The organism is Streptococcus sp. 2106 (genome assembly GCF_013277315.1).
GTDB lineage: Bacteria > Bacillota > Bacilli > Lactobacillales > Streptococcaceae > Streptococcus > Streptococcus pseudopneumoniae.
Map to the genome: position 1 here is coordinate 25,453 of NZ_VMMS01000025.1, position 22,944 is coordinate 48,396.

21 protein-coding genes and 1 pseudogene are annotated in these 22,944 nt (G+C 40.5%); 21 read left to right on the forward strand and 1 reads right to left on the reverse strand.

Going from position 1 to position 22,944, the window contains the following annotated elements; translation table 11 throughout:
- Nucleotides 1-10 precede the first annotated feature (10 nt).
- From HT723_RS03215 to HT723_RS03240, 6 genes are all read left to right on the forward strand, one after another.
- Nucleotides 11-760, forward strand: coding sequence for a tRNA1(Val) (adenine(37)-N6)-methyltransferase (locus HT723_RS03215; protein WP_138699787.1), 750 nt, complete (start codon nt 11-13; stop codon nt 758-760).
- Entirely contained in the window at nt 750-1,034 is a 285-nt protein-coding gene (locus HT723_RS03220) for a GIY-YIG nuclease family protein (RefSeq protein ID WP_172934622.1), read from the forward strand. Before HT723_RS03215 ends, HT723_RS03220 begins: the two co-directional genes overlap by 11 nt.
- Nucleotides 1,035-1,119: 85 nt before the next feature.
- Nucleotides 1,120-2,055: a manganese-dependent inorganic pyrophosphatase gene (locus HT723_RS03225; protein ID WP_172934623.1), complete on the forward strand. Its 936-nt coding sequence runs from the start codon at nt 1,120-1,122 to the stop codon at nt 2,053-2,055.
- An 86-nt stretch (nt 2,056-2,141) separates the two neighbouring features.
- Nucleotides 2,142-2,654 (forward strand): YiiX/YebB-like N1pC/P60 family cysteine hydrolase, encoded by a 513-nt coding sequence (locus HT723_RS03230; protein WP_172934626.1) that lies wholly within the window; start codon nt 2,142-2,144, stop codon nt 2,652-2,654.
- Nucleotides 2,638-3,288 carry a DUF1803 domain-containing protein gene (locus HT723_RS03235; RefSeq protein WP_172934628.1) on the forward strand — a complete coding sequence of 217 codons (651 nt, stop codon included), beginning with the start codon at nt 2,638-2,640 and terminating at the stop codon, nt 3,286-3,288. Before HT723_RS03230 ends, HT723_RS03235 begins: the two co-directional genes overlap by 17 nt.
- 99 nt (nt 3,289-3,387) lie before the next feature.
- Nucleotides 3,388-3,579: a CsbD family protein gene (locus HT723_RS03240; RefSeq protein ID WP_000051193.1), complete on the forward strand. Its 192-nt coding sequence runs from the start codon at nt 3,388-3,390 to the stop codon at nt 3,577-3,579.
- Nucleotides 3,580-3,626: 47 nt separating this feature from the next.
- Here the strand turns inward: HT723_RS03240 and HT723_RS03245 are convergent, their stop codons facing one another.
- Entirely contained in the window at nt 3,627-5,072 is a 1,446-nt protein-coding gene (locus HT723_RS03245) for a UDP-N-acetylmuramoyl-L-alanyl-D-glutamate--L-lysine ligase (protein ID WP_172934629.1), read from the reverse strand.
- A gap of 105 nt (nt 5,073-5,177) precedes the next feature.
- Between HT723_RS03245 and HT723_RS03250 the strand changes: the two genes are divergently transcribed.
- The 15 genes and pseudogenes from HT723_RS03250 to greA all read left to right on the forward strand — a co-directional run bounded on the left by HT723_RS03250 (nt 5,178) and on the right by greA (nt 22,775).
- Nucleotides 5,178-6,800, forward strand: a complete 1,623-nt coding sequence (locus HT723_RS03250; protein ID WP_172934630.1) for a polysaccharide biosynthesis protein — start codon at nt 5,178-5,180, stop codon at nt 6,798-6,800.
- Between the two features lie 206 nt (nt 6,801-7,006).
- Nucleotides 7,007-8,965, forward strand: coding sequence for a peptide ABC transporter substrate-binding protein (locus HT723_RS03255; RefSeq protein WP_050262124.1), 1,959 nt, complete (start codon nt 7,007-7,009; stop codon nt 8,963-8,965).
- A 35-nt stretch (nt 8,966-9,000) separates the two neighbouring features.
- Nucleotides 9,001-9,165, forward strand: a complete 165-nt coding sequence (locus tag HT723_RS03260; protein ID WP_160313820.1) for a hypothetical protein — start codon at nt 9,001-9,003, stop codon at nt 9,163-9,165.
- A complete protein-coding gene (locus HT723_RS03265; RefSeq protein WP_138703950.1) occupies nt 9,159-10,205 on the forward strand; it encodes a hypothetical protein in 1,047 nt (348 codons plus the stop codon). The genes HT723_RS03260 and HT723_RS03265 overlap by 7 nt, the downstream gene beginning before the upstream one ends.
- 48 nt (nt 10,206-10,253) lie before the next feature.
- Nucleotides 10,254-10,988, forward strand: a pseudogene (locus tag HT723_RS11505) (ABC transporter ATP-binding protein); the annotation flags it as partial.
- Nucleotides 10,989-11,174: 186 nt separating this feature from the next.
- Complete coding sequence (locus HT723_RS11510; protein WP_025170631.1) at nt 11,175-11,897, forward strand: ATP-binding cassette domain-containing protein; 723 nt, start codon at nt 11,175-11,177, stop codon at nt 11,895-11,897.
- Between the two features lie 157 nt (nt 11,898-12,054).
- The gene (locus HT723_RS03275) at nt 12,055-13,149 is read left to right on the forward strand and encodes a cystathionine gamma-synthase (RefSeq protein ID WP_172934631.1); all 1,095 of its coding nucleotides are present in this window, start codon (nt 12,055-12,057) and stop codon (nt 13,147-13,149) included.
- A 7-nt stretch (nt 13,150-13,156) separates the two neighbouring features.
- Nucleotides 13,157-14,323 carry a PatB family C-S lyase gene (locus HT723_RS03280; RefSeq protein ID WP_000521369.1) on the forward strand — a complete coding sequence of 389 codons (1,167 nt, stop codon included), beginning with the start codon at nt 13,157-13,159 and terminating at the stop codon, nt 14,321-14,323.
- Nucleotides 14,324-14,415: 92 nt separating this feature from the next.
- Nucleotides 14,416-17,514 (forward strand): DEAD/DEAH box helicase, encoded by a 3,099-nt coding sequence (locus HT723_RS03285; RefSeq protein ID WP_172934632.1) that lies wholly within the window; start codon nt 14,416-14,418, stop codon nt 17,512-17,514.
- Between the two features lie 47 nt (nt 17,515-17,561).
- Nucleotides 17,562-18,179 (forward strand): cystathionine gamma-synthase, encoded by a 618-nt coding sequence (locus HT723_RS03290; protein ID WP_172934633.1) that lies wholly within the window; start codon nt 17,562-17,564, stop codon nt 18,177-18,179.
- Nucleotides 18,180-18,189: 10 nt separating this feature from the next.
- Nucleotides 18,190-19,524, forward strand: a complete 1,335-nt coding sequence (murC, locus tag HT723_RS03295; protein ID WP_023933148.1) for a UDP-N-acetylmuramate--L-alanine ligase — start codon at nt 18,190-18,192, stop codon at nt 19,522-19,524.
- A gap of 9 nt (nt 19,525-19,533) precedes the next feature.
- Nucleotides 19,534-19,995, forward strand: a complete 462-nt coding sequence (locus tag HT723_RS03300) for a GNAT family N-acetyltransferase (RefSeq protein WP_172934634.1) — start codon at nt 19,534-19,536, stop codon at nt 19,993-19,995.
- The gene (locus tag HT723_RS03305) at nt 19,992-20,486 is read left to right on the forward strand and encodes a GNAT family N-acetyltransferase (protein ID WP_172934635.1); all 495 of its coding nucleotides are present in this window, start codon (nt 19,992-19,994) and stop codon (nt 20,484-20,486) included. The genes HT723_RS03300 and HT723_RS03305 overlap by 4 nt, the downstream gene beginning before the upstream one ends.
- Nucleotides 20,487-20,566: 80 nt before the next feature.
- On the forward strand, nt 20,567-22,231 hold the full coding sequence (mltG, locus tag HT723_RS03310) for an endolytic transglycosylase MltG (RefSeq protein WP_172934636.1): 1,665 nt from the start codon (nt 20,567-20,569) through the stop codon (nt 22,229-22,231).
- A 61-nt stretch (nt 22,232-22,292) separates the two neighbouring features.
- Nucleotides 22,293-22,775, forward strand: a complete 483-nt coding sequence (gene greA, locus HT723_RS03315) for a transcription elongation factor GreA (protein ID WP_000818760.1) — start codon at nt 22,293-22,295, stop codon at nt 22,773-22,775.
- Nucleotides 22,776-22,944 lie beyond the last annotated feature (169 nt).

Consider the following 22,944-nt stretch of genomic DNA (forward strand, 5'->3'; position numbering starts at 1 on the left):
TAATAGGACCATGGAAGAAGAACAATTATTAAAATCAGGGGAGCGAATTAACCAGCTCTTCTCAACAGATATCAAAATCATTCAAAATAGAGAGGTTTTTAGCTATTCGGTGGATAGTGTTCTCTTGTCACGTTTTCCGCGTTTTCCTAAAAAGGGCTTGATAGTGGATTTTTGCGCTGGAAATGGAGCAGTAGGGCTATTTGCTAGCACTCGGACTCAGGCACAGATTTTGGCTGTTGAGATTCAGGAGCGTTTGGCGGATATGGCTGAACGCTCTGTCCGTTTGAATGGTTTGGAAGAGCAGATGGAGGTCATCTGTGATGATTTGAAAAATATGCCTGCTTACATCCAGGGAAGTAAGGTGGATATGATTTTGTGTAATCCGCCCTATTTCAAGGTGGATCCTCATTCCAACTTAAATGAGAGTGAACATTATCTCTTGGCGCGCCATGAAATCACGACCAATTTGCAGGAAATCTGTCGTAGTGCCCAGAGTATTCTCAAGTCTAATGGACGGTTGGCTATGGTTCATCGTCCTGACCGACTCTTGGACATTCTGGATATGTTGCAACGGCATAATCTAGCCCCTAAGCGCCTGCAGTTTGTTTATCCAAAAAGAGAAAAGGAAGCCAATATGCTTTTGATTGAGGCGATCAAGGATGGCTCAACAAGTGGCTTTAAGGTCTTACCTCCTTTGATTGTCCACAATGATGATGGCTCTTATACGCCCGAAATCGAAGAGATTTATTATGGATCATAAGGCTTATATGTACGTTCTGGAGTGTCGTGATGGATCCTACTATATAGGCTATACGACTGATGTGAGAAGACGCCTCGCTATTCACAATAGTGGGAAGGGAGCCAAATATACACGAGCACGCTTGCCAGTCAAACTTATCTATGCTCAAGGTTTTGCCAGTAAGGAAGAAGCCATGTCGGCTGAAGCCCTTCTCAAGCGTAAGAAGAGGCCACAGAAGGAGCAATTTTTATCTGAAAATCAAGATAGAAATTTACTCAGTTATTTTGAAGAGTAGCGGGGAGTTCTTTGACTCCTCTTACTTTTGTCAAAAAGCGAAAAAAATGCTACAATAAAGAGAATAAACAAAATGAGGTATTATCATGTCTAAGATTCTAGTATTTGGTCACCAAAATCCAGACTCAGATGCCATCGGGTCGTCTGTAGCCTTTGCCTACCTTGCAAAAGAAGCTTACGGTTTGGATACGGAAGCTGTTGCTCTTGGAACTCCAAATGAAGAAACAGCCTTTGTCTTGAACTATTTTGGTGTAGAAGCACCGCGTGTTATTACTTCTGCCAAAGCAGAAGGAGCAGAGCAAGTTATCTTGACTGACCACAATGAATTCCAACAATCTGTATCAGATATCGCTGAAGTAGAAGTTTATGGTGTGGTGGACCACCACCGTGTGGCTAATTTTGAAACTGCAAGCCCACTTTACATGCGTTTGGAGCCAGTTGGTTCAGCGTCTTCAATCGTTTATCGTATGTTCAAAGAACATGGTGTAGCTGTGCCTAAAGAGATTGCTGGTTTGATGCTTTCAGGTTTGATTTCAGATACCCTTCTTTTGAAATCACCAACAACACATCCAACAGATAAGATTATTGCTCCTGAATTGGCTGAATTGGCTGGTGTAAACTTGGAAGAGTATGGCTTGGCTATGCTGAAAGCTGGTACAAACTTGGCTAGCAAATCTGCTGACGAATTGATTGACATCGATGCTAAGACTTTTGAATTGAACGGAAATAATGTCCGTGTTGCCCAAGTAAACACAGTGGACATCGCTGAAGTATTGGAACGCCAAGCAGAAATTGAAGCTGCAATGCAAGCTGCTAACGAAGCAAACGGTTACTCTGACTTTGTCTTGATGATTACAGATATCGTCAACTCAAACTCAGAAATCCTAGCACTTGGTGCTAACATGGATAAGGTTGAAGCAGCCTTCAACTTCAAACTTGAAAACAATCATGCCTTCCTTGCTGGTGCCGTTTCACGTAAGAAACAAGTTGTACCTCAATTGACTGAAAGCTTTAATGCGTAAGATTTTAGGTGTCAGTTCAAAATCGGAAAGTCTAGTTTGCCTTATATCGAAAGGAGTTTCGGCTCCTTTTTTTCTAGGAGTGAAGCATGTTAGCAAATGGCGATTTGATTTTTGTGAGAGATGAGTCAGATATGGGACAGGCCATCCAGACTTCCACAGGCAACTATAACCATGTTGCCATTTATTTGGATGGGATGATTTACCACGCTAGTGGACAGGCTGGTGTTGTCTGTCAAGAACCTGCAGACTTCTTTGAGCCCAATCACTTGTACGACCTCTATGTTTACCCAGAAATGGATATCCAGTCGGTGAAGGAAAAAGCTTGCAAACATCTAGGGGCTCCCTACAATGCTTCTTTCTATCCAGATGGACATGGTTTTTACTGTTCCCAGTACATGGCAGAAATTCTCCCCATTTTTGAAACTATTCCCATGAAATTTGGGGATGGGGAGCAGGAGATTAGTGATTTTTGGAGAGAGTATTATAGAGAACTAGGCCTACCTGTTCCTCTGAACCAAGCTGGGACCAATCCCAGTCAGTTGGCAGCATCTCCTCTGTTAGAATGTAAAGAAAGGAATCTTCATGATTCAGATTTTTAATCCATCTCGTTTGACGAGACAGCCATTTTTTAGAGAGTTGATCCGCTATCTGGATCAGCATGATGATGTGATTCTACGGGAAATCAAGGCTCAATTTCCAGATGTAGCAGTTGATAAACTCATGGAAGAGTATATAAAGGCAGGTTTGATTCTACGAGAAAATAAGCGCTATTACCTCAATTTTCCTATGCTTGAATCACTCGATAGTCTTGAACTGGATCAAGAGATTTTTGTCAGCGAAGCTAGTCCGATCTATCAAGCCTTGTTAGAGCAGCGTTTTGAGACAGAATTACGAAATCAAACCAATGCAGCTATTTTAGTTGAAAAGACAGATTTTGCGCGCACTAAAATGACCCTGTCTAATTATTTCTATAAGGTCAAACATCAGTATCCTTTGACAGAAAAACAGCAGGAACTTTATGACATTTTAGGAGATGTTAATCCTGAGTATGCTCTCAAATACATGACAACTTTTTTGCTAAAATTTCTCAAAAAAGATCAGCTTATGCAGAAACGTCGTGACATCTTTGTGGACAGTTTAATTGTCCTAGGTTATATTGTCCAAAATGAAGATGGAAAGTATGAGTTGGCTATCGATTTTGATAAGGAAAGATTAACTTTCTATTTAGTGTGATTGCTTTTTCTGAGCACATTGTTTGACTTTATCTATCGATAAGTTTATACTAATGTAACCGATAACACATATCGGAATAAAATTAAAGGAGACAATCATATGTCACTTGAAAACAAATTGGAACAAGCAACAGGCGCTGTCAAAGAAGGTTTTGGTAAAGTTACTGGAGACAGCAAGACAGAACTTGAAGGAGCTGTTGAAAAAACAGTTGCTAAGGCAAAAGACGTTGTAGAAGACGCTAAAGGTGCTGTAGAAGGTGCCGTTGAAGGTTTGAAAAACGCTTTTAAATAAAGATAGAAAAAATCAAGGGTTTCATTTTCCCTTGATTTTTTCTATTCTTATAAATAATTTTCTGCGACAGCTGCATCTCCAGGATAGGCTTCTTTCTTGCCTTGGACGATTTGGTAGCAATCGGCTCCCTTACCAGTGATAATCACAGCATCTAATTCGTGATTTGTGATAGCCATAGCTGCCTTGATGGCTTCTTGGCGATCCGCAATTTTTTCAACAGGATGATTGATATAGCTACTAATTTCATCTGCAATGGCCATTGGGTCCTCATAGTTGGGGTCATCAGCAGTCAAAAAGACTTGAATCTCAGGATGTTGATTGAGGAGGAGGCCAAAGTCCTTACGGCGACTTTCTCCCTTGTTTCCTGTTGAACCCAAAACCAGAGCAATTTTTCCGGTTTGATGAGTTTCAACCACATTGATGAGTTTTTTCAGACTGTCACCGTTGTGGGCGTAGTCGATGAAGACCTTAGCTCCATTTTTCTGAGTCAGGACTTCCATACGACCAGGAACGCGGGTTGCAGCAATTCCTTTTTTGATGTCCTCAAGACTAGCTCCGAGACGGAGACAAGCAAGTCCAGCAGCAACGGCATTTTCTTGGTTGAAGTGCCCAATGAGTTGGATATCATAATCTCCAGCGAGTTTCCCCGTAGCTGAGAAGCTAAAGGCTTTGGAATTCTCGATTTGATTATTTGATTGGCTACCATAGAAATCATGGTCTTGATCTGCCACTTGTTCTTTCAAGACAGAAAAGTGATCCATGTCACTATTAATGATGACTGCTCGGCTATTTTCCATCAAGAGACGTTTGTGGTAGAAGTAGTCTTCAAAGCTAGGGTGTTCAATCGGGCCGATATGGTCTGGGCTGATATTGAGGAAAACTCCCACATCAAAGGTTAGACCATAGACACGTTTGACCAGATAGGCTTGACTAGATACCTCCATGATGAGGTGGGTGCGGTCATTTTGCACAGCCTGAGCCATCATGTCAAAGAGGTCAATACTCTCAGGGGTTGTCAACGCTGACTTAAAGAAAGTTTTACCATCAAGAGTTGTGTTCATGGTCGACAACATAGCAGGTCGATGCCCTTGAGATAAGATGTTATAGGCGAAATAGGCTGCTGTTGTCTTACCCTTGGTTCCAGTAAAGGCGAGGAGTTTGAGTTTTTCCTGTGGATTTCCATAAAATTCCATAGAAATCAAACTCATGGCTTTCTTAATGTCGCTGACGATAATGGCAGGAATACCAACCTCATAGTCCTTTTCAGCCACATACCAATCGAGACCTTGAGAGATAGCTGAAAGCAGAAATTCCTTCTTAAAGGCAGCACCCTTGACGAAAAAGAGGCTCTTTTCTTTAGCCTTACGGCTGTCATAGCAGATAGTGTCAAATACGACATGGCTGTAGTTGTAGTGATAATGTCCTTGGTCGATAGTCTCGCGGAAGAGACCATCTTTCTTTAATATATCTAATACGGTTTCAATCTTAATCATACTTTCTATTGTAAACCGAAAGTCGCAAATTTACAAGTAACAAGGAAAAGTTTATAATGGAAGATAGGGAGTTTTTCCTAGTTATCAAAATTGAATGAGGAATCTATGTCGCACGAAAACAATCACCAGCAGGCCCAGATGTTACGGGGGACTGCTTGGTTAACGGCTAGTAACTTTATCAGTCGCCTGCTTGGGGCTATTTACATTATCCCTTGGTACATCTGGATGGGGTCTTATGCGGCTACGGCCAATGGTCTCTTTACCATGGGGTATAATATCTATGCCTGGTTCTTGCTGGTTTCAACAGCAGGGATTCCAGTTGCGGTGGCCAAGCAAGTTGCCAAGTATAATACCATGCGAGAAGAGGAGCATAGCTTTGCCCTGATTCGGAGCTTTTTAGGCTTTATGACAGGACTAGGCCTGGTTTTTGCTTTAGTCTTGTATCTCTTTGCTCCTTGGCTAGCAGACTTGTCTGGCGTGGGCAAAGACTTGATCCCAATCATGCAAAGCTTGGCTTGGGGAGTCTTGATTTTCCCGTCTATGAGTGTTATCCGAGGATTTTTCCAAGGGATGAATAACCTCAAACCTTATGCTATGAGTCAAATTGCTGAGCAGGTCATTCGTGTTATCTGGATGCTCTTAGCAACCTTTATCATTATGAAACTTGGTTCAGGAGATTACCTAGCAGCCGTTACTCAATCCACTTTTGCTGCCTTTGTCGGCATGGTCGCCAGTTTTGCAGTCTTGATTTATTTCCTTGCCCAAGAAGGTTCACTCAAAAGAGTTTTTGAAACAGGAGATAAGATTAACAGTAAGCGTCTTTTGGTTGATACCATTAAGGAAGCCATTCCTTTTATCCTGACAGGGTCTGCCATCCAGCTCTTCCAGATTTTGGACCAGCTGACCTTTATCAATAGTATGAGCTGGTTTACCAACTACAGCAATGAGGACTTGGTTGTCATGTTTTCTTATTTCTCAGCCAATCCTAATAAAATCACGATGATTTTGATTTCTGTTGGGGTTTCGATTGGGAGTGTTGGTTTGCCACTTTTGACGGAAAACTATGTCAAGGGGGACTTGAAGGCAGCTTCTCGTCTCGTTCAGGACAGTCTCACCCTACTCTTTATGTTCTTGCTACCAGCAACGGTTGGAGTGGTTATGGTAGGAGAACCTCTTTATACAGTCTTCTATGGCAAGCCAGACAGTTTGGCTATGGGCTTATTTGTCTTTGCAGTTTTGCAGTCTATTATTTTAGGCTTGTACATGGTCTTGTCCCCCATGCTTCAAGCCATGTTCCGCAACCGCAAGGCCGTTCTCTATTTTATCTATGGTTCTATTGCCAAGCTGGTCTTGCAACTGCCTACCATCGCCCTTTTCCACAGTTATGGTCCCTTGATTTCAACAACCATCGCTCTTATCATTCCTAACGTCTTGATGTATCGGGATATTTGTAAAGTAACGGGTGTTAAGCGCAAGGTGATTGTGAAGCGAATCATTTTAATCAGTTTGCTGACCCTAGTCATGTTTCTGTTAATAGGAACCATCCAGTGGCTGTTAGGATTTGTTTTCCAACCAAGTGGACGTTTGTGGAGCTTCTTTTATGTAGCTCTTGTCGGTGCCATGGGGGGTGGACTCTACGGATTCATGAGTCTCTATACTCGTCTCTTAGATAAGGTTATTGGACAGGCCAAAGCTGCCCAGTTGCGAGCAAAATTTAAGTTTTCTTAAGATAGCATTTATAAATAAAAGGAATAAGTTGAACAATCTTTTAGGAGAACTTGAAACTTATTCCTTTTTTTTAGCGTCAAAACAGCTAAAATTATCTTTTAAGAGTAGAAGATGAGGCCTTCTTCGATTTTTTTGGACAAAATCATTGACTAAACAAACTAAACGTTGTATAATAAAACAAATCTTTAAAGCAGGAGGTTCTGGAAATGAAAAAGTCTAAGAGCAAATATCTAACCTTGGCAGGTCTTGTCCTGGGTACAGGAATTTTATTGAGCGCGTGTGGAAATTCTAGCACAGGATCAAAAACCTATAACTATGTTTATTCAAGTGATCCATCTAGTTTGAACTATCTAGCAGAAAACCGCGCAACAACAAATGATATTGTGACCAACCTGGTAGATGGTCTCATGGAAAATGACCAATATGGGAACTATGTGCCATCCTTGGCAGAGGATTGGAGTGTTTCTAAGGACGGTTTGACCTATACCTACAAACTTCGTAAGGATGCCAAGTGGTTTACTTCTGAGGGAGAAGAATATGCTCCTGTAACTGCCCAAGATTTTGTGACAGGTTTGCAATATGCGGCTGATAAAAAATCAGAAGCCTTGTATCTAGTGCAGGACTCTGTTGCAGGTTTGGATGACTATATCACTGGTAAAACAAGCGACTTTTCAACTGTCGGTGTCAAGGCTCTTGATGACCAAACGGTTCAATACACCTTGGCTCGACCAGAACCTTACTGGAACTCAAAAACGACATCAACCATTCTTTTCCCAGTCAATGCGGATTTCCTAAAATCAAAAGGGGATGATTTTGGCAAGGTAGACCCTGCTAATATTTTGTACAGTGGACCTTTCTTGATGAAAGCTTTTGTTTCAAAATCTGTCATCGAATACAAGAAAAATCCTAACTACTGGGATGCTAAGAATGTCTTTGTAGATGATGTTAAATTGACCTACTATGATGGTAGTGACCAAGATGCTCTTGTTCGTAACTTTACAGACGGAGCCTATAGCTACGCTCGTCTCTATCCAAATAGTTCAAGTTTTGAAGGGATTAAAGAAAAATACAAAGATGATATCATCTACAGTATGCAGACTGCTACGTCTTATTACTGGAATTTTAACCTAGATAGACAAGCTTATAAATTTACTTCTAAGACGACCGACATTGAAAAGAAATCAACTCAGGAAGCAGTTCTTAATAAAAACTTCCGTCAAGCTATTAACTTTGCCTATGATCGTACAGCCTATGGGGCTCAAACTCAGGGAGAAGACGGAGCGACTAAGATTTTGCGTAACTTGGTTGTTCCTCCAACCTTTGTAAGTATCAAGGGAAAAGACTTTGGTGAAGTAGTAGCCTCTAAGATGGTCAATTATGGTAAGGAATGGCAAGGTATCAACTTTGCGGATGGTCAAGACCCTTATTACAATCCTGAGAAAGCCAAGACTAAATTTGCTGAGGCCAAGAAAGAGCTAGAAGCTAAGGGAGTTCAATTCCCTATTCATTTGGATGCGACAGTTGACCAAGCTTCTAAGAAGGGGATTCAAGAAGTAAGCTCTATGAAGCAATCTATTGAAGCAGCTTTAGGTACGGAGAACGTCGTTATTGATATCCAACAGTTATCAACAGAGGACTATGATAACTCAAGTTACCTTGCTCAGACTGCTACTCAGAAAGACTACGACCTTTACAATGGTGGTTGGAGTCCTGACTACTTAGATCCATCAACCTATCTTGATATCTTTAGTGTCAAGAATGGTGGGGTTCTACAAAATCTTGGACTCGACCCTGGTGAAGCCAATGACAAGGCTAAGGCAGTTGGACTTGACACTTATACTCAAATGTTGGAAGAGGCTAATAAGGAGCAAGACCCAGCCAAACGTTATGAGAAATATGCTGATATTCAAGCATGGTTGATAGATAGTTCTCTAGCGATTCCAAATGTTTCATTAGGTGGAACGCCTAGCTTGAGAAAAACAGTTCCTTTCTCAGCACCTTATTCATTGGCTGGTAATAAAGGGGTTGAATCCTATAAATACCTTAAAGTACAAGATAAGACAGTCACAACAGACGAATATGAAAAAGCTAAAGAAAAATGGCTGAAAGAAAAAGAAGAATCCAATAAAAAAGCCCAAGAAGAATTGGCAAAACATGTCAAATAAGGATAAAAGAATAATATATCGAAAGGAAGAAGCTAATGAAATCATTGTTTAATAAATTTTCTGAAAACACTAAAGTAATTATTGAGGAAACTCGACCAGTACGTATTTATAAAGATACTACACATGTTTTTATATACTTTAAGGATTTAGAAGATGAAATGACTGGCGATATTTTTGATGTTATGTCCCTAGAATGGTAACAGGGATGGATAGGTTTTTCCTATCATTAAATAAGGTGGAGGATTGGATTGACAATCATCTACCTTATTTTTATAAAAATAAAAAATCTCTATTAGAGTATCATCAAATGACTTTATATGGAGATAGAGTTGATATGAAATCTGTAGACATACTGTTAAAGTTTTACAACAGTCAGTATCAGTCATTAAATAATTTAATGAATAGCGATGAGATATATTATCGTAAGATAGAGTATCTAGCCTTAATGTCTTTAAAGGATTATCGAAATAGTAGAGAATATAGATTAAAAATTTTAAATTTATTCAATAGCGGTTTTCTGCACCAATTGTTATTGGGAGATATTCCATTGGATATTTTATTAAGTCGTGAACATTTATATGCTATCACACATGATATATTCTATACTTCTATTTTTTCAAAAGATAAAAGTATTTTTGAAAATATTGATCAAAATAAGTTGTCTTCTATTTTAGAACTCTCATTACTGATTTCTATTAAACGAAAAGATATAGATGTTATTATGGAGTTGATGTGCTGTTTGTCTATATTGAATATTCCAATTTCTGACTATATTTTAGAAATATCAGTGTCTATATTAGCTAATTCTCAGGTTGACAATGGTTTTTTTATATATGATGAGGATAGACCTTTACTAGATAAGATAGAAGATTTTTTTCCAAAGGTATATCATACGACTCTTGTAGCAAATATATTAAATAAACTTATAAAAAATAATATGAACTATTCTGAGCTTTTCTTATCAAAAGCAACAGAAGTAAAGCCTGATAGGGCTTTAGAATTGTTACAAAATATAACCGTTGAAAGCATTGATTTGCTATATGAAAAGATGAAGAACGATTCAGAAGAATATTCTTATAGGATAGAAAAATTGAAAACTTATAAAGAAATTATCGCTGTTTATATTTTGATACATCTTTTTTATGAAAATATTAAGACGGTAGAAAAATTATTAGTTATTTATGAAAGGGTAGGTGGAGAAGTAAAACTATTTCGAAATCGTCTCATAGAGCTATTATAAGGAGTATTTATGAAATTAAAATTATTAAGAGTAGATACTAAGGTGATTATGGGGAGTTTCTTACTTGTTCTGTCTAGTCTACTTGCTTTGTTGCTTCCCCTTATCTTAAAGGGTTTAATAGATGGGAGTTCTATTGAAAATATAGGTTCCAAAGTATTTCAATCGTTTTTGATTTTTATTGGTCAAGCCTTGTTTTCTTCTATTGGTTACTATCTGTTTAGTCAATCGGGTGAAAAAAAGATAGCAAAAATCAGGAAAAAAGTGATAGAGGGGTTGATTTATGCAGAGAAATCCTTCTTTGATAAGAGCCAAAGTGGGGAGTTGACTTCTGCCATTGTCAATGACACGAGTGTCATTCGTGAGTTTTTAATTACGACTTTCCCAAATATTATTTTGAGTTTAGTTATGGTACTTGGTTCCATCATAGTCTTATTTAGTCTTGATTGGAATCTTTCTCTACTTTTATTCATCACTCTTCCTTGTATGATGTTTATTATCTTGCCCCTTTCCAATATCAGTGAAAAGTATAGTCGTCGTTTACAGGAGGAAATCGGATTTTTAACAGGGCAATTGACTGAAAAGATTCAAGAACATGAATTAATTAAGACTAACCAAGCAGAGAAAAGTGTACAGGATGTTTTGGATAATTGTATTGAAAGGGTACAAAACAATTCACTGAAATCAGATAGGATTACTTCTTTTGAGACCCCGTTTGCTCTCTTATTTATCTTTGCGACTATAGCTGTGATGCTAACCTATGGGGGTTATCGGGTCAGCGCAGGATATATATCTGTGGGAACCTTGGTTTCGTTTTTGATTTACCTCTTTCAATTACTTAATCCTATTAGTAATATAGCTAATTTTGTAACTGTTTATTCTAGGAGTAAGGGATCTTCAGTTGCACTGGAGAACTTGCTTGCAGTTCCTAAAGAAAAATTTGAGGGAGGAAAATCGGTATCAGGACAAGGGTTGAATTTTAACCATGTCTATTTTGGTTATGATGAAAATCGACCTGTCTTAAAGGATATTACTTTTTCAATTTTCAAGGGGCAAAAAATTGCTTTTGTTGGACCATCTGGATCAGGAAAATCAACGATTGTGCGTTTGTTAGAGCGGTTTTATAAACCGCTTTCAGGAGATATTCTAATGGAGCAATCAAGTATATATGATTTTAACTTAAAAGAATGGAGAAGTAAAATCGCTTGGGTTTCACAAAATAATGCAGTCTTATCTGGCAGTATTCGTGACAATCTTTGTCTCGGTTTGAATCGCTTAGTAACTGATGATGAATTGATGAAAGTGCTAGACTTAGTATCACTAGGTGATGAGATTCGCTCCATGAAAGAGGGACTAGATACTGAGGTTGGTGAACGCGGACGACTCTTGTCAGGGGGACAAAGCCAAAGACTTCAAATAGCTAGAGCCTACTTAAAAGATGCTGAAATTCTTATATTTGATGAAGCCACTGCTAATCTTGATGCGGATTCTGAGTATGCGATTATCAGTAGCCTCTATTCTGTACTAAAGGAGAAGACAGTTGTGATTATAGCGCATCGTTTGTCAACGGTAAAAGATGTGGATTGTATTTTCTTCTTAGAGGAGGGGAAAATCACTGGCTCAGGAACTCATAAGGAACTACTGGAAAATCATGAGCGTTATGCTCGTTTTGTGCAGGAGCAAATGATAGAGTGAAGGTGTCTTTTGAGATTCACCATTTTATAGTCTATTAAAGGGAGCAGGAAAAACTCCCTTTTTATATAGTTTGAAACTATAGCTAGCTCTTGAAAAGAAGAAAATGAGTTGATGAAAATAAGTGGTACAATAGTTACTATAGATTTGGAGGTATTGTATGAGCAAGGAATTACACATTAACACAATTTTGGCCCAGGCGGGCATTAAGTCAGATGAAGCGACAGGTGCATTGGTGACACCGCTCCATTTTTCAACGACCTATCAGCATCCAGAGTTTGGTCGATCTACTGGGTTTGACTATACGCGCACTAAAAATCCAACTCGTAGTAAGGCTGAGGAAGTCTTGGCGGCTATTGAGTCAGCAGACTATGCCCTAGCGACTAGCTCAGGGATGTCAGCTATTGTACTGGCCTTTAGCGTCTTTCCAGTAGGAAGTAAGGTCTTGGCAGTGCGTGATCTTTACGGTGGTTCTTTTCGCTGGTTTAACCAAGTGGAGCAGGAAGGTCGTTTCCATTTTACCTATGCCAATACAGAAGAAGAGTTGATTGCCGAGTTAGAAAAGGATGTGGATGTTCTCTATATCGAAACCCCAACCAATCCCTTAATGTTGGAATTTGATATCGAAAAACTAGCAAAATTGGCTCATGCTAAGGGTGCCAAAGTGGTGGTGGACAATACCTTCTATAGCCCTATCTACCAATGTCCGATTGAAGATGGAGCAGATATCGTTCTCCATTCAGCAACCAAGTATCTAGCAGGCCACAATGATGTCTTAGCTGGAGTGGTTGTGACCAATAGTTTAGAACTATACGAGAAGCTTTTTTACAATCTCAATACAACAGGGGCAGTCTTGTCCCCATTTGACAGCTACCAGTTGCTTCGTGGTCTCAAGACCTTGTCTCTTCGTATGGAGCGTTCAACAGCTAACGCCCAAGAAGTGGTTGCCTTTTTGAAGGATTCTCCAGCAGTTAAGGAAGTTCTCTACACTGGTCGTGGAGGCATGATTTCCTTTAAAGTAGCCGATGAAACACGCATTCCTCATATTTTGAACAGTCTCAAGGTCTTCTCTTTTGCGGAAAGTTTGGGTGGAGTGGAAAGTCTTATTACTTATCCAACGACTCAAACTCATGCTGATATTCCAGCAGAAGTACGCCATTCTTATGGTTTGACAGATGACCTCTTGCGTTTGTCTATTGGGATTGAGGATGCTAGAGATTTGATTGCAGATTTGCGCCAAGCTTTAGAAGGATAAGACAAAGATGGGAAAATATGATTTTACAAGCCTGCCCAACCGTTTAGGGCACCATACCTATAAATGGAAAGAAACAGAAACGGATAGTGAAGTTCTACCAGCTTGGATAGCGGATATGGACTTTGTGGTCTTGCCTGAAATCCGCCAAGCCGTGCAAACTTACGCAGACCAACTGGTTTATGGTTATACCTATGCCAGTGAAGACTTAATTAAGGAAGTTCAAAAGTGGGAAGCTACACAATACGGTTACAACTTTGACAAAGAGGCTCTTGTTTTTATCGAGGGTGTGGTACCAGCCATCTCAACAGCTATTCAAACCTTTACAAAAGAAGGCGAGGCGGTTTTAATTAACACGCCTGTCTACCCACCCTTTGCTCGCAGTGTCAAGTTGAACAATCGTAGATTGATTACTAATTCCTTAGTGGAAAAGGATGGTCTGTTTGAGATTGACTTTGACCAACTTGAAAAGGATTTGGTGGAAGAGGAGGTTAAACTCTATATTCTTTGCAACCCTCACAATCCTGGTGGACGTGTTTGGGAAAAAGAAGTGTTGGAGAAGATTGGCCAACTCTGCCAAAAACACGGTGTTTTGTTAGTTTCAGATGAGATTCACCAAGATTTGACCCTCTTTGGTCACAAACACCAGTCTTTCAATACCATCAATCCTGCCTTCAAAAATTTTGCTATCGTCTTGAGCAGTGCCACTAAAACATTTAATATTGCTGGGACAAAAAATTCCTATGCAGTCATTGAAAATCCTAAGTTGAGACTGGCTTTCCAGAAACGCCTGTTGGCCAATAATCAGCATGAAATTTCAGGCTTGGGTTATTTGGCGACAGAAGCTGCCTATCGATACGGTAAAGATTGGCTAGAGGAACTCAAGCAAGTCTTTGAAGATCACATCAATTATGTGGTGGATCTATTTGGAAAAGAGACTAAAATCAAGGTCATGAAACCGCAAGGTACCTACTTGATTTGGCTTGACTTTTCAGCCTATGACCTGACTGATGAAACATTGCAAGAGTTGTTGAGAAATGAAGCCAAGGTTATCCTTAACCGTGGTTTGGATTTTGGAGAGGAAGGAAGTCTCCATGCCCGCATCAATATAGCCATGCCCAAATCTCTGTTGCAAGAAGTCTGTCAGCGGATTGTGGCTACTTTTGCCAAACGTTAAAAATCCATCCTTCTAGGAGAAAAGTCTTCCTAGAAGGCTATTTTCATAGGCGAAAATATGGTATAATAAAAAGATAAGGTAAAGGTGAAAATATGGCTAAATTGATTCCGGGGAAAGTTCGTATCGAAGGTGTTGCCCTTTATGAAACTGGTAAGGTTGATATCATCAAGGAAAAGAACAATCGGCTCTATGCTCGCGTTGCAGAAGAAGAACTGCGCTATAGTTTAGAGGATGATTTGGTTTTTTGTGCCTGTAATTTTTTTCAAAAGAGGGGCTACTGTGTGCATTTGGCAGCGCTAGAGCATTTTCTGAAAAATGATGAGCGTGGTCAGGAAATCTTGTGGAGTCTGGAAGAAGGTCATGAAGAAAAAGAGGCCGTTGAAACCAAGGTGACCTTGGGTGGCAAGTTTTTGGATCGAATTTTATCTCCAAAATCAGAATGCGCCTATGAGTTATCAGCTGTGGGTCAGGTGGAAGCAGGAACCAATCATATCTTGTGGACTCTGAGAATCGGCCAAATCAATAGCCAAAAATACTATGTCATTCGGGATATTCCACTTTTTTTAAGGATTGTCGAGCAGAGAAAGTCGTATATGATTGGCAAGATTTATGAGGAGTCTCTTTCTTGGGAAGCTTTTGATGATGCCAGCCAAGAACTTTTGACTTTCTTGCACGGACTAACGGAGGAAGGGCTGGTTCCAGACCTCTTTTTCCAAAACCAAGGTCGGCACCTCTTTTTCCCTCTGACCTTTTTTGAGCAGGGTGTGAATTTACTGATGGCCTTGCCCCATTTTCAATTTGACCATCAAGTGGATAGCTACCAAACCCTGCTTTTTCAGGATATGCATGCTGATGCCAATCTATTTGCCTTTACAGTAACAGAATACTCGGACTATTTTGAAATGGAAATCAGTGAGAGTCCTAGGGTCAATGTCTTTTATCAGGGAGCAGTACTTTTCCATAAAGGTCAGGTTTATTTTTTAACAGACCAGCAGATGCGTCTTCTCAAGGAAATTAAAGTGTTACCTGTGGGTCAACAAGGAAAGAAATACCTGCAATTTGATAGCAGTGATCGAGACAAATTGGCCTCCTGTCTGACTCTTTTTATCCAGATGGGCACCGTTTCAGCTCCAGAACGGCTACAAATCAAAACTTTTGCGCCCTCTTTTTACTTTGACAGGGAAGAGGATAATCGGATTCGTTTAGAAATTCAGTTTGATTATGGAAATAGACAGGTATCTAGCCGACAAGAGCTAGAAGAATTACCATTTTCAAGTGACGCGGACTTAGAAGAAAGAATTTTCCAAGTCTGTTTGGCTGCGGGCTTTGAAGCCGATTTTCAATCTTGGCGTCAGGCCTTAAAAGCGGAGTCTGTCTATCATTTTTTTCATGATATCATTCCAGTCTTTGAAAAACTCGGGCATGTTGACCTATCAGATAAACTAGAAGAGCTTTATAGCCTAGCGAGTCCTCAGGTGCAGATTGCCTCCAAGGGAGGTCTCTTGGAAATCCAGTTTGATTTTCAAGATATTGCCCAGGAGGAAATCGACCAAGCCATGCAGGCCTTGGTTGCCAATCAAGATTTTTATATTGATTCGTCCAATCAAGTCTACTTTTTCGATGAAGAAACCAAGAAAATTCGCCAAAATCTACAGGAACTGGGGCAATTTGAATTAAAAGATGGGACCTTGCAGGCTCGGAAATCCTTGACCTACAGTTTAGCTCATCTCTTTGAAGGGCGAGACCGTGTTTCTTTTTCACAAGAATTCCAGAATCTGGCACAGGATTTGACGCATCCAGAGGACTTTCCTTTGCAAGCAACTCAGGTTCAGGCTGACTTGCGAGATTATCAGGAAAAGGGAATTGGCTGGTTGCAGATGCTCCATCATTATGGTTTTGGTGGGATTTTGGCTGATGATATGGGACTTGGGAAAACCCTTCAGACCATTGCTTTTTTGACTAGTCAAGTGACAAAAGAAAGTCGGGTTTTGATTCTCGCTCCGTCAGGTTTGATTTACAACTGGGCAGATGAGTTTCAGAAATTTGCTCCACAGTTGGATGTGGCTGTTGTTCATGGTTTGAAAGCAAGTCGTGAGGAGATTCTTGCCGAGAGCCATCAAATCTATGTGACTAGCTATGCCACCTTCCGTCAGGACAGTGAGTTTTATCAGGGGATGGCCTTTGACTTCCTTTTCTTAGATGAGGCTCAGGTCATGAAAAATGCCCAGACCAAGATTGCCCAGACCTTGAGACAATTTGTGGTGCCGTCGGTCTTTGCCTTGTCAGGAACTCCGATTGAAAACCATCTGGGTGAGTTGTGGTCTATTTTCCAAATCGTCATGCCCGGACTTTTGCCAAGCAAGAAAGAATTTATGAAATTGCCAGCAGAGCGAGTGGCTCAGTTTATCAAGCCTTTCGTGATGCGACGCAAGAAAGAAGAAGTTCTGACTGAATTGCCAGACTTGATTGAGGTGGTTTATAAAAATGAACTGGAAGACCAGCAAAAGGCTATTTACCTTGCCCAGTTACAACAGATGCGAGACCATCTGGCTCAAGTGTCAGAACAGGAATTTCAGCGAAGTCGTGTGGAAATTTTATCTGGTCTGATGCGCTTGCGCCAAATCTGTGATACCCCTGCCCTCTTTATGGAAGATTATCAGGGAGCCAGCGGTAAACTAGATAGTCTCCGAGACCTACTGGTACAGGTGGCAGACGGCGGACACCGTGTCTTGATTTTCTCTCAGTTCAAGGGAATGTTGGAAAAAATTGAACAAGAACTTCCAGACTTGGGCTTGACATCTTTTAAAATTACGGGTTCAACTCCAGCCAAGGAAAGACAAGACATGACCAAGGCCTTTAACCAAGGGGAAAGAGATGCCTTTCTGATTTCCCTCAAGGCTGGTGGTGTCGGACTGAACCTGACAGGTGCTGATACCGTTATCTTGGTTGACCTTTGGTGGAATCCCGCGGTGGAAGCGCAAGCCATTGGCCGTGCCCATCGGATGGGTCAGGAAGAAACGGTTGAGGTCTATCGCTTGGTAACCCAGGGAACTATTGAAGAAAAAATTCAGGAACTCCAAGAACAGAAGAAACATCTGGTGTCACAAGTATTGGATGGCACAGAGTCACGTGGCAGTCTGACCCTAGCAGAAATTAGAGAAATTTTGGGAATTTCTGAAGCCAGTACTTGAAAAATCAAGACAATACGCTATAATGAAGTGTTGAAAGGAAATAGAAAATGAAACAAGAACGATTTCCATTGGTGTCAGATGACGAGGTCATGTTGACTGAAATGCCAGTCATGAACTTGTATGATGAGTCTGATCTGATCAGTAATATCAAGGGTGAGTATCGAGATAAAAATTATTTAGAATGGGCTCCTATTACTGAAGAGGCGCCAGTAAAACCGATTGAAAAGCAAGTAGAGAAACCTAAAAAGGCTCCTTTAGGGGTTAAAAAAGAAGGAAAGAGTTATGCTGAGGTGGCGCGTGAAGAAGCGCGTGCGGACTTGAAAAAGAAACGCTCTGCTAACTATCTAACTCAGGATTTCAGCCGTGCGAGACGTCATTCTAAATCAGGCCTTGTTAGACAGGGCAATCAACCGACAGCGCCTTTCCAAAAAGAAAATCCTGGTGAATTTGTCAAATATAGTCAAAAATTGACCCAGTCTCATTACATCTTGGCGGAAGAAGTTAGCAATATTTCGACTCAAGCTGAGACAAAAGAAACTTCAGGCCCAAAGAAAAACAACTATGATTTTCTAAAGAAGAGCCAAATCTACAATAAAAAAAGTAAACAAACAGAACAAGAACGTCGGGTTGCCCAAGAGTTGAATCTGACCAGAATGACAGAATAGGGGAGAAAACATGCCAAAGACATATCATTTTATCGGGATTAAGGGATCAGGGATGAGTGCCTTGGCCTTGATGTTGCACCAAATGGGGCACAAGGTACAGGGATCAGATGTTGAAAAATACTACTTTACCCAACGTGGTCTTGAGCAGGCAGGGATTACTATTCTTCCTTTTGATGAAAAGAACCTAGACGGTGATATGGAAATTATCGCTGGAAATGCCTTTCGTCCAGATAACAACGTCGAAATTGCCTATGCGGACCAAAATGGTATCAGCTACAAACGTTACCATGAATTTCTAGGTAGCTTTATGCGTGACTTTGTCAGCATGGGAGTAGCAGGAGCGCATGGAAAAACTTCAACGACAGGTATGTTGTCACACGTCTTGTCTCACATTACAGATACCAGCTTCTTGATTGGGGATGGGACCGGTCGTGGTTCGGCCAATGCCAAATATTTTGTCTTTGAATCTGACGAATATGAGCGCCACTTTATGCCTTATCACCCAGAATACTCTATTATTACCAACATTGACTTTGACCATCCAGACTATTTCACAAGTCTCGAGGATGTTTTCAATGCCTTTAACGACTATGCCAAACAAATTACCAAGGGTCTTTTTGTCTATGGTGAAGATGCAGAATTGCGTAAGATTACGGCTAATGCTCCGATTTATTATTATGGTTTTGAAGCTGAGGGCAATGACTTTGTAGCTAGTGAGCTTCTTCGTTCAACAACTGGTTCAACCTTCACCGTTCATTTCCGTGGACAAGACTTGGGTCAATTCCACATCCCAACTTTTGGTCGTCACAATATCATGAATGCGACAGCCGTTATTGGTCTTCTTTACACAGCAGGATTTGATTTGAACTTGGTGCGTGAGCACTTGAAAACATTTGCCGGTGTTAAGCGTCGTTTCACTGAGAAAATTGTCAATGACACAGTGATTATCGATGACTTTGCCCACCATCCAACAGAAATTATTGCGACCTTGGATGCGGCTCGTCAGAAATACCCAAGCAAGGAAATTGTAGCGGTCTTCCAACCGCATACCTTTACAAGAACCATTGCCTTGTTAGATGACTTTGCCCACGCTTTAAACCAAGCGGATGCTGTTTACCTAGCCCAAATTTATGGATCTGCTCGTGAGGTAGACCATGGTGATGTTAAGGTAGAAGACCTAGCTAATAAAATCAACAAGAAACACCAAGTCATTACTGTTGAAAATGTTTCTCCTCTCCTAGACCATGACAATGCTGTTTACGTCTTTATGGGAGCAGGAGATATCCAAACCTATGAATACTCATTTGAGCGACTCTTGTCTAACTTGACAAGCAATGTTCAATAGGATGCTCCCATGGAAATTCCAATTAAGATTATTCAGGCAAGCAAGTCTGATTTGCCTGAGATAGAGGCACTTCAGGCCTCGTCTTTTCCAGCTGAAAAGCAGCAACCTTCCCATATCTTAGAAGAAAGTATCCGTAAGTGTGCGGATACCTTTCTTCTAGCTAGGGATGAAAACCAACTTTTAGGCTATATTCTATCAAGTCCTCAGTCAGACAATCCGCAATGTCTAAAAGTAGATTCTTTAGTCATTGAGTCTGACTATCAGAGACAAGGATTGGGAACACTTCTTCTTGCGGCTTTGAAAGAGGTGGCAGTTGAGCTGGATTACAAAGGGATTTGTTTGGAGAGTCCTGATGAGCTGCTTTCCTATTTTGAAATGAACGGTTTTATTGATGAAGAAACTTCCCTTTATGAAACTAGCCAGGGTTTTAGTATGATTTGGTTTAATCCCTATTATCTGGAGGCACAATGAAAATCAGGAAAGCAAGATTAGAAGATTTGGATCGGATTGTTGAACTTGAATTTGAAAATTTTTCGGTCGAAGAAGCCATTCCTCGCTCTGTCTTTGAGGCACATTTGCGAGAAATTCAGACCTCTTTTCTGGTTGCTGAAAAAGAGGGTAGGATTATGGGTTATATAGAAGGACCAGTTGGCCCCCATCGCCATCTGCAAGACCAGTCTTTTACAGAAGAGATAGAAGACCATAGCCATGGGCCGGGGGGCTATATCTCTGTGACCTGTCTGTCTATTGCCAAGGAGGCACAGGGACTCGGACTGGGTCAGAAATTGCTAACAGCCTTGAAAGAAGTTGCTCTTGTATATGAGAGAGATGGCATTAATCTAACCTGTCATGACTATCTTATTGCCTACTATGAAAAGCGTGGATTTGTCAACGAAGGCCAGTCCCAGTCAACCTTTGCAGGGGAAACCTGGTATGATATGGTCTGGGAAATGAAAAAATAAGCTAGGAAAAGCATCATAGGTTGCTTTTCTTGGACTTTTAAGATATAATATTATGGATTGTCAACAAGGAGGAAAAACTTTTGAGTGAAAAGTCAAGAGAAGAAGAGAAATTAAGCTTTAAAGAGCAGATTCTGAGAGATTTAGAAAAAGTAAAAGGCTATGATGAAGTTCTGAAAGAAGATGAGGCAGTAGTTCGCACTCCTGCAAATGAACCTTCAGCTGAAGAACTCATGGCTGATTCCTTGTCAACGGTAGAGGAGATTATGAGAAAAGCTCCTACCGTGCCGACTCACCCAAGTCAAGATGTACCAGCTTCTCCAGCAGATGAGATTCAAAGAGAAACTCCTGGTGTTCCAAGTCATCCAAGTCAAGATGTACCTTCCTCTCCAGCGGAAGAAAGTGGTTCAAGACCAGGACCAGGTCCTATTAGACCTAAGAAACTTGAAAGAGAATACAATGAAACCCCAACAAGGGTAGCTGTTTCCTATAAGACGGCAGAGAAAAAAGCAGAACAAGCAGGTCCAGAAACACCTACGCCTGCTACAGAAACAGTGGATATCATCAGCGATACACCACGTCGTAGCCGTAGAGAAGGAGCAAAACCCGTTAAGTCTAAGAAAGAGAAGAAGTCACATGTGAAAGCTTTTGTGATTTCATTCCTTGTATTCCTTGCCTTGCTCTCAGCAGGTGGCTACTTTGGTTACCAGTACGTGCTAGATTCTTTATTACCTATCGATGCTAATTCTAAGAAATATGTGACTGTTGGAATTCCAGAAGGTTCAAACGTTCAAGAAATCGGTACGACGCTTGAAAAAGCTGGTTTGGTAAAGCATGGTCTGATTTTTAGCTTTTATGCCAAGTATAAAAATTATACCGATTTGAAAGCGGGTTACTACAATTTGCAAAAGAGTATGAGTACAGAAGACTTACTCAAAGAGTTGCAAAAAGGTGGAACAGATGAACCGCAAGAACCTGTACTTGCGACTTTGACAATTCCAGAAGGTTATACCTTGGATCAGATTGCACAAGCTGTGGGTCAATTGGAAGGTGACTTCAAAGAGTCTTTGACAGCGGAGGCTTTCTTGGCAAAAGTTCAAGATGAGACGTTTATCAGTCAAGCAGTAGCCAAATATCCTACTTTATTGGAAAGTTTGCTTGCAAAAGATAGTGGTGCGCGTTATCGTTTGGAAGGATACCTTTTCCCAGCTACTTATTCTATCAAGGAAAGCACAACTGTTGAGAGCTTGATTGATGAGATGTTAGCTGCTATGGATAAGAACCTATCTCCTTACTATAGTACTATCAAATCTAAAAACTTGACTGTCAATGAGTTGTTGACCATTGCTTCCTTGGTCGAAAAAGAAGGTGCCAAGACAGAAGATCGTAAGCTCATTGCAGGTGTATTCTACAATCGTTTGAATCGTGATATGCCACTTCAAAGTAATATTGCAATCTTGTATGCCCAAGGAAAACTGGGGCAAAATATCAGCTTAGCTGAGGATGTTGCGATTGATACCAACATTGATTCACCTTATAATGTTTATAAAAATGTAGGTCTCATGCCTGGTCCAGTCGATAGTCCAAGTCTGGATGCGATTGAGTCAAGCATCAATCAAACTAAGAGCGATAACCTCTACTTTGTAGCAGATGTCACAGAAGGCAAGGTCTACTATGCTAATAATCAAGAAGACCACGATCGCAATGTCGCTGAACATGTCAACAGCAAATTAAACCAAACAAACTAAAATTATGTGATACTTCACATAATTTTCTTTAGAAAATATTATTAGAAGAAAGTTGAGAAAAATGGCAGAAAAAACATATCCTATGACCCTTGAGGAAAAGGAAAAACTTGAAAAAGAATTAGAAGAATTGAAATTGGTTCGTCGACCAGAAGTGGTAGAACGCATTAAGATTGCCCGTTCATACGGTGACCTTTCAGAAAACAGTGAGTACGAAGCAGCTAAGGATGAACAAGCCTTTGTCGAAGGACAAATCTCTAGCTTAGAAACAAAAATCCGCTATGCTGAAATCGTCAATAGCGACGCAGTTGCCCAGGACGAAGTAGCGATTGGTAAAACAGTCACCATCCAAGAAATTGGTGAGGACGAAGAAGAAGTTTATATTATCGTAGGTTCAGCGGGTGCGGATGCCTTTGCAGGTAAAGTTTCAAATGAAAGCCCAATTGGACAAGCCTTGATTGGCAAGAAAACAGGTGATACAGCAACCATTGAAACGCCTGTTGGTAGCTATGATGTAAAAATCTTGAAAGTTGAAAAAACAGCCTAAAAACAGAAAAAGGAGTGGGGAGGCGATGTGCTTCACTCACTCCTTTTTCCATTTTGCTACTCTTCGAAAATCTCTTCAAACCACGTCAGCGTCGCCTTGCCGTATATATGGTTACTGACTTCGTCAGTTCTATCTACAACCTCAAAACCATGCTTTGAGCAACCTGTGG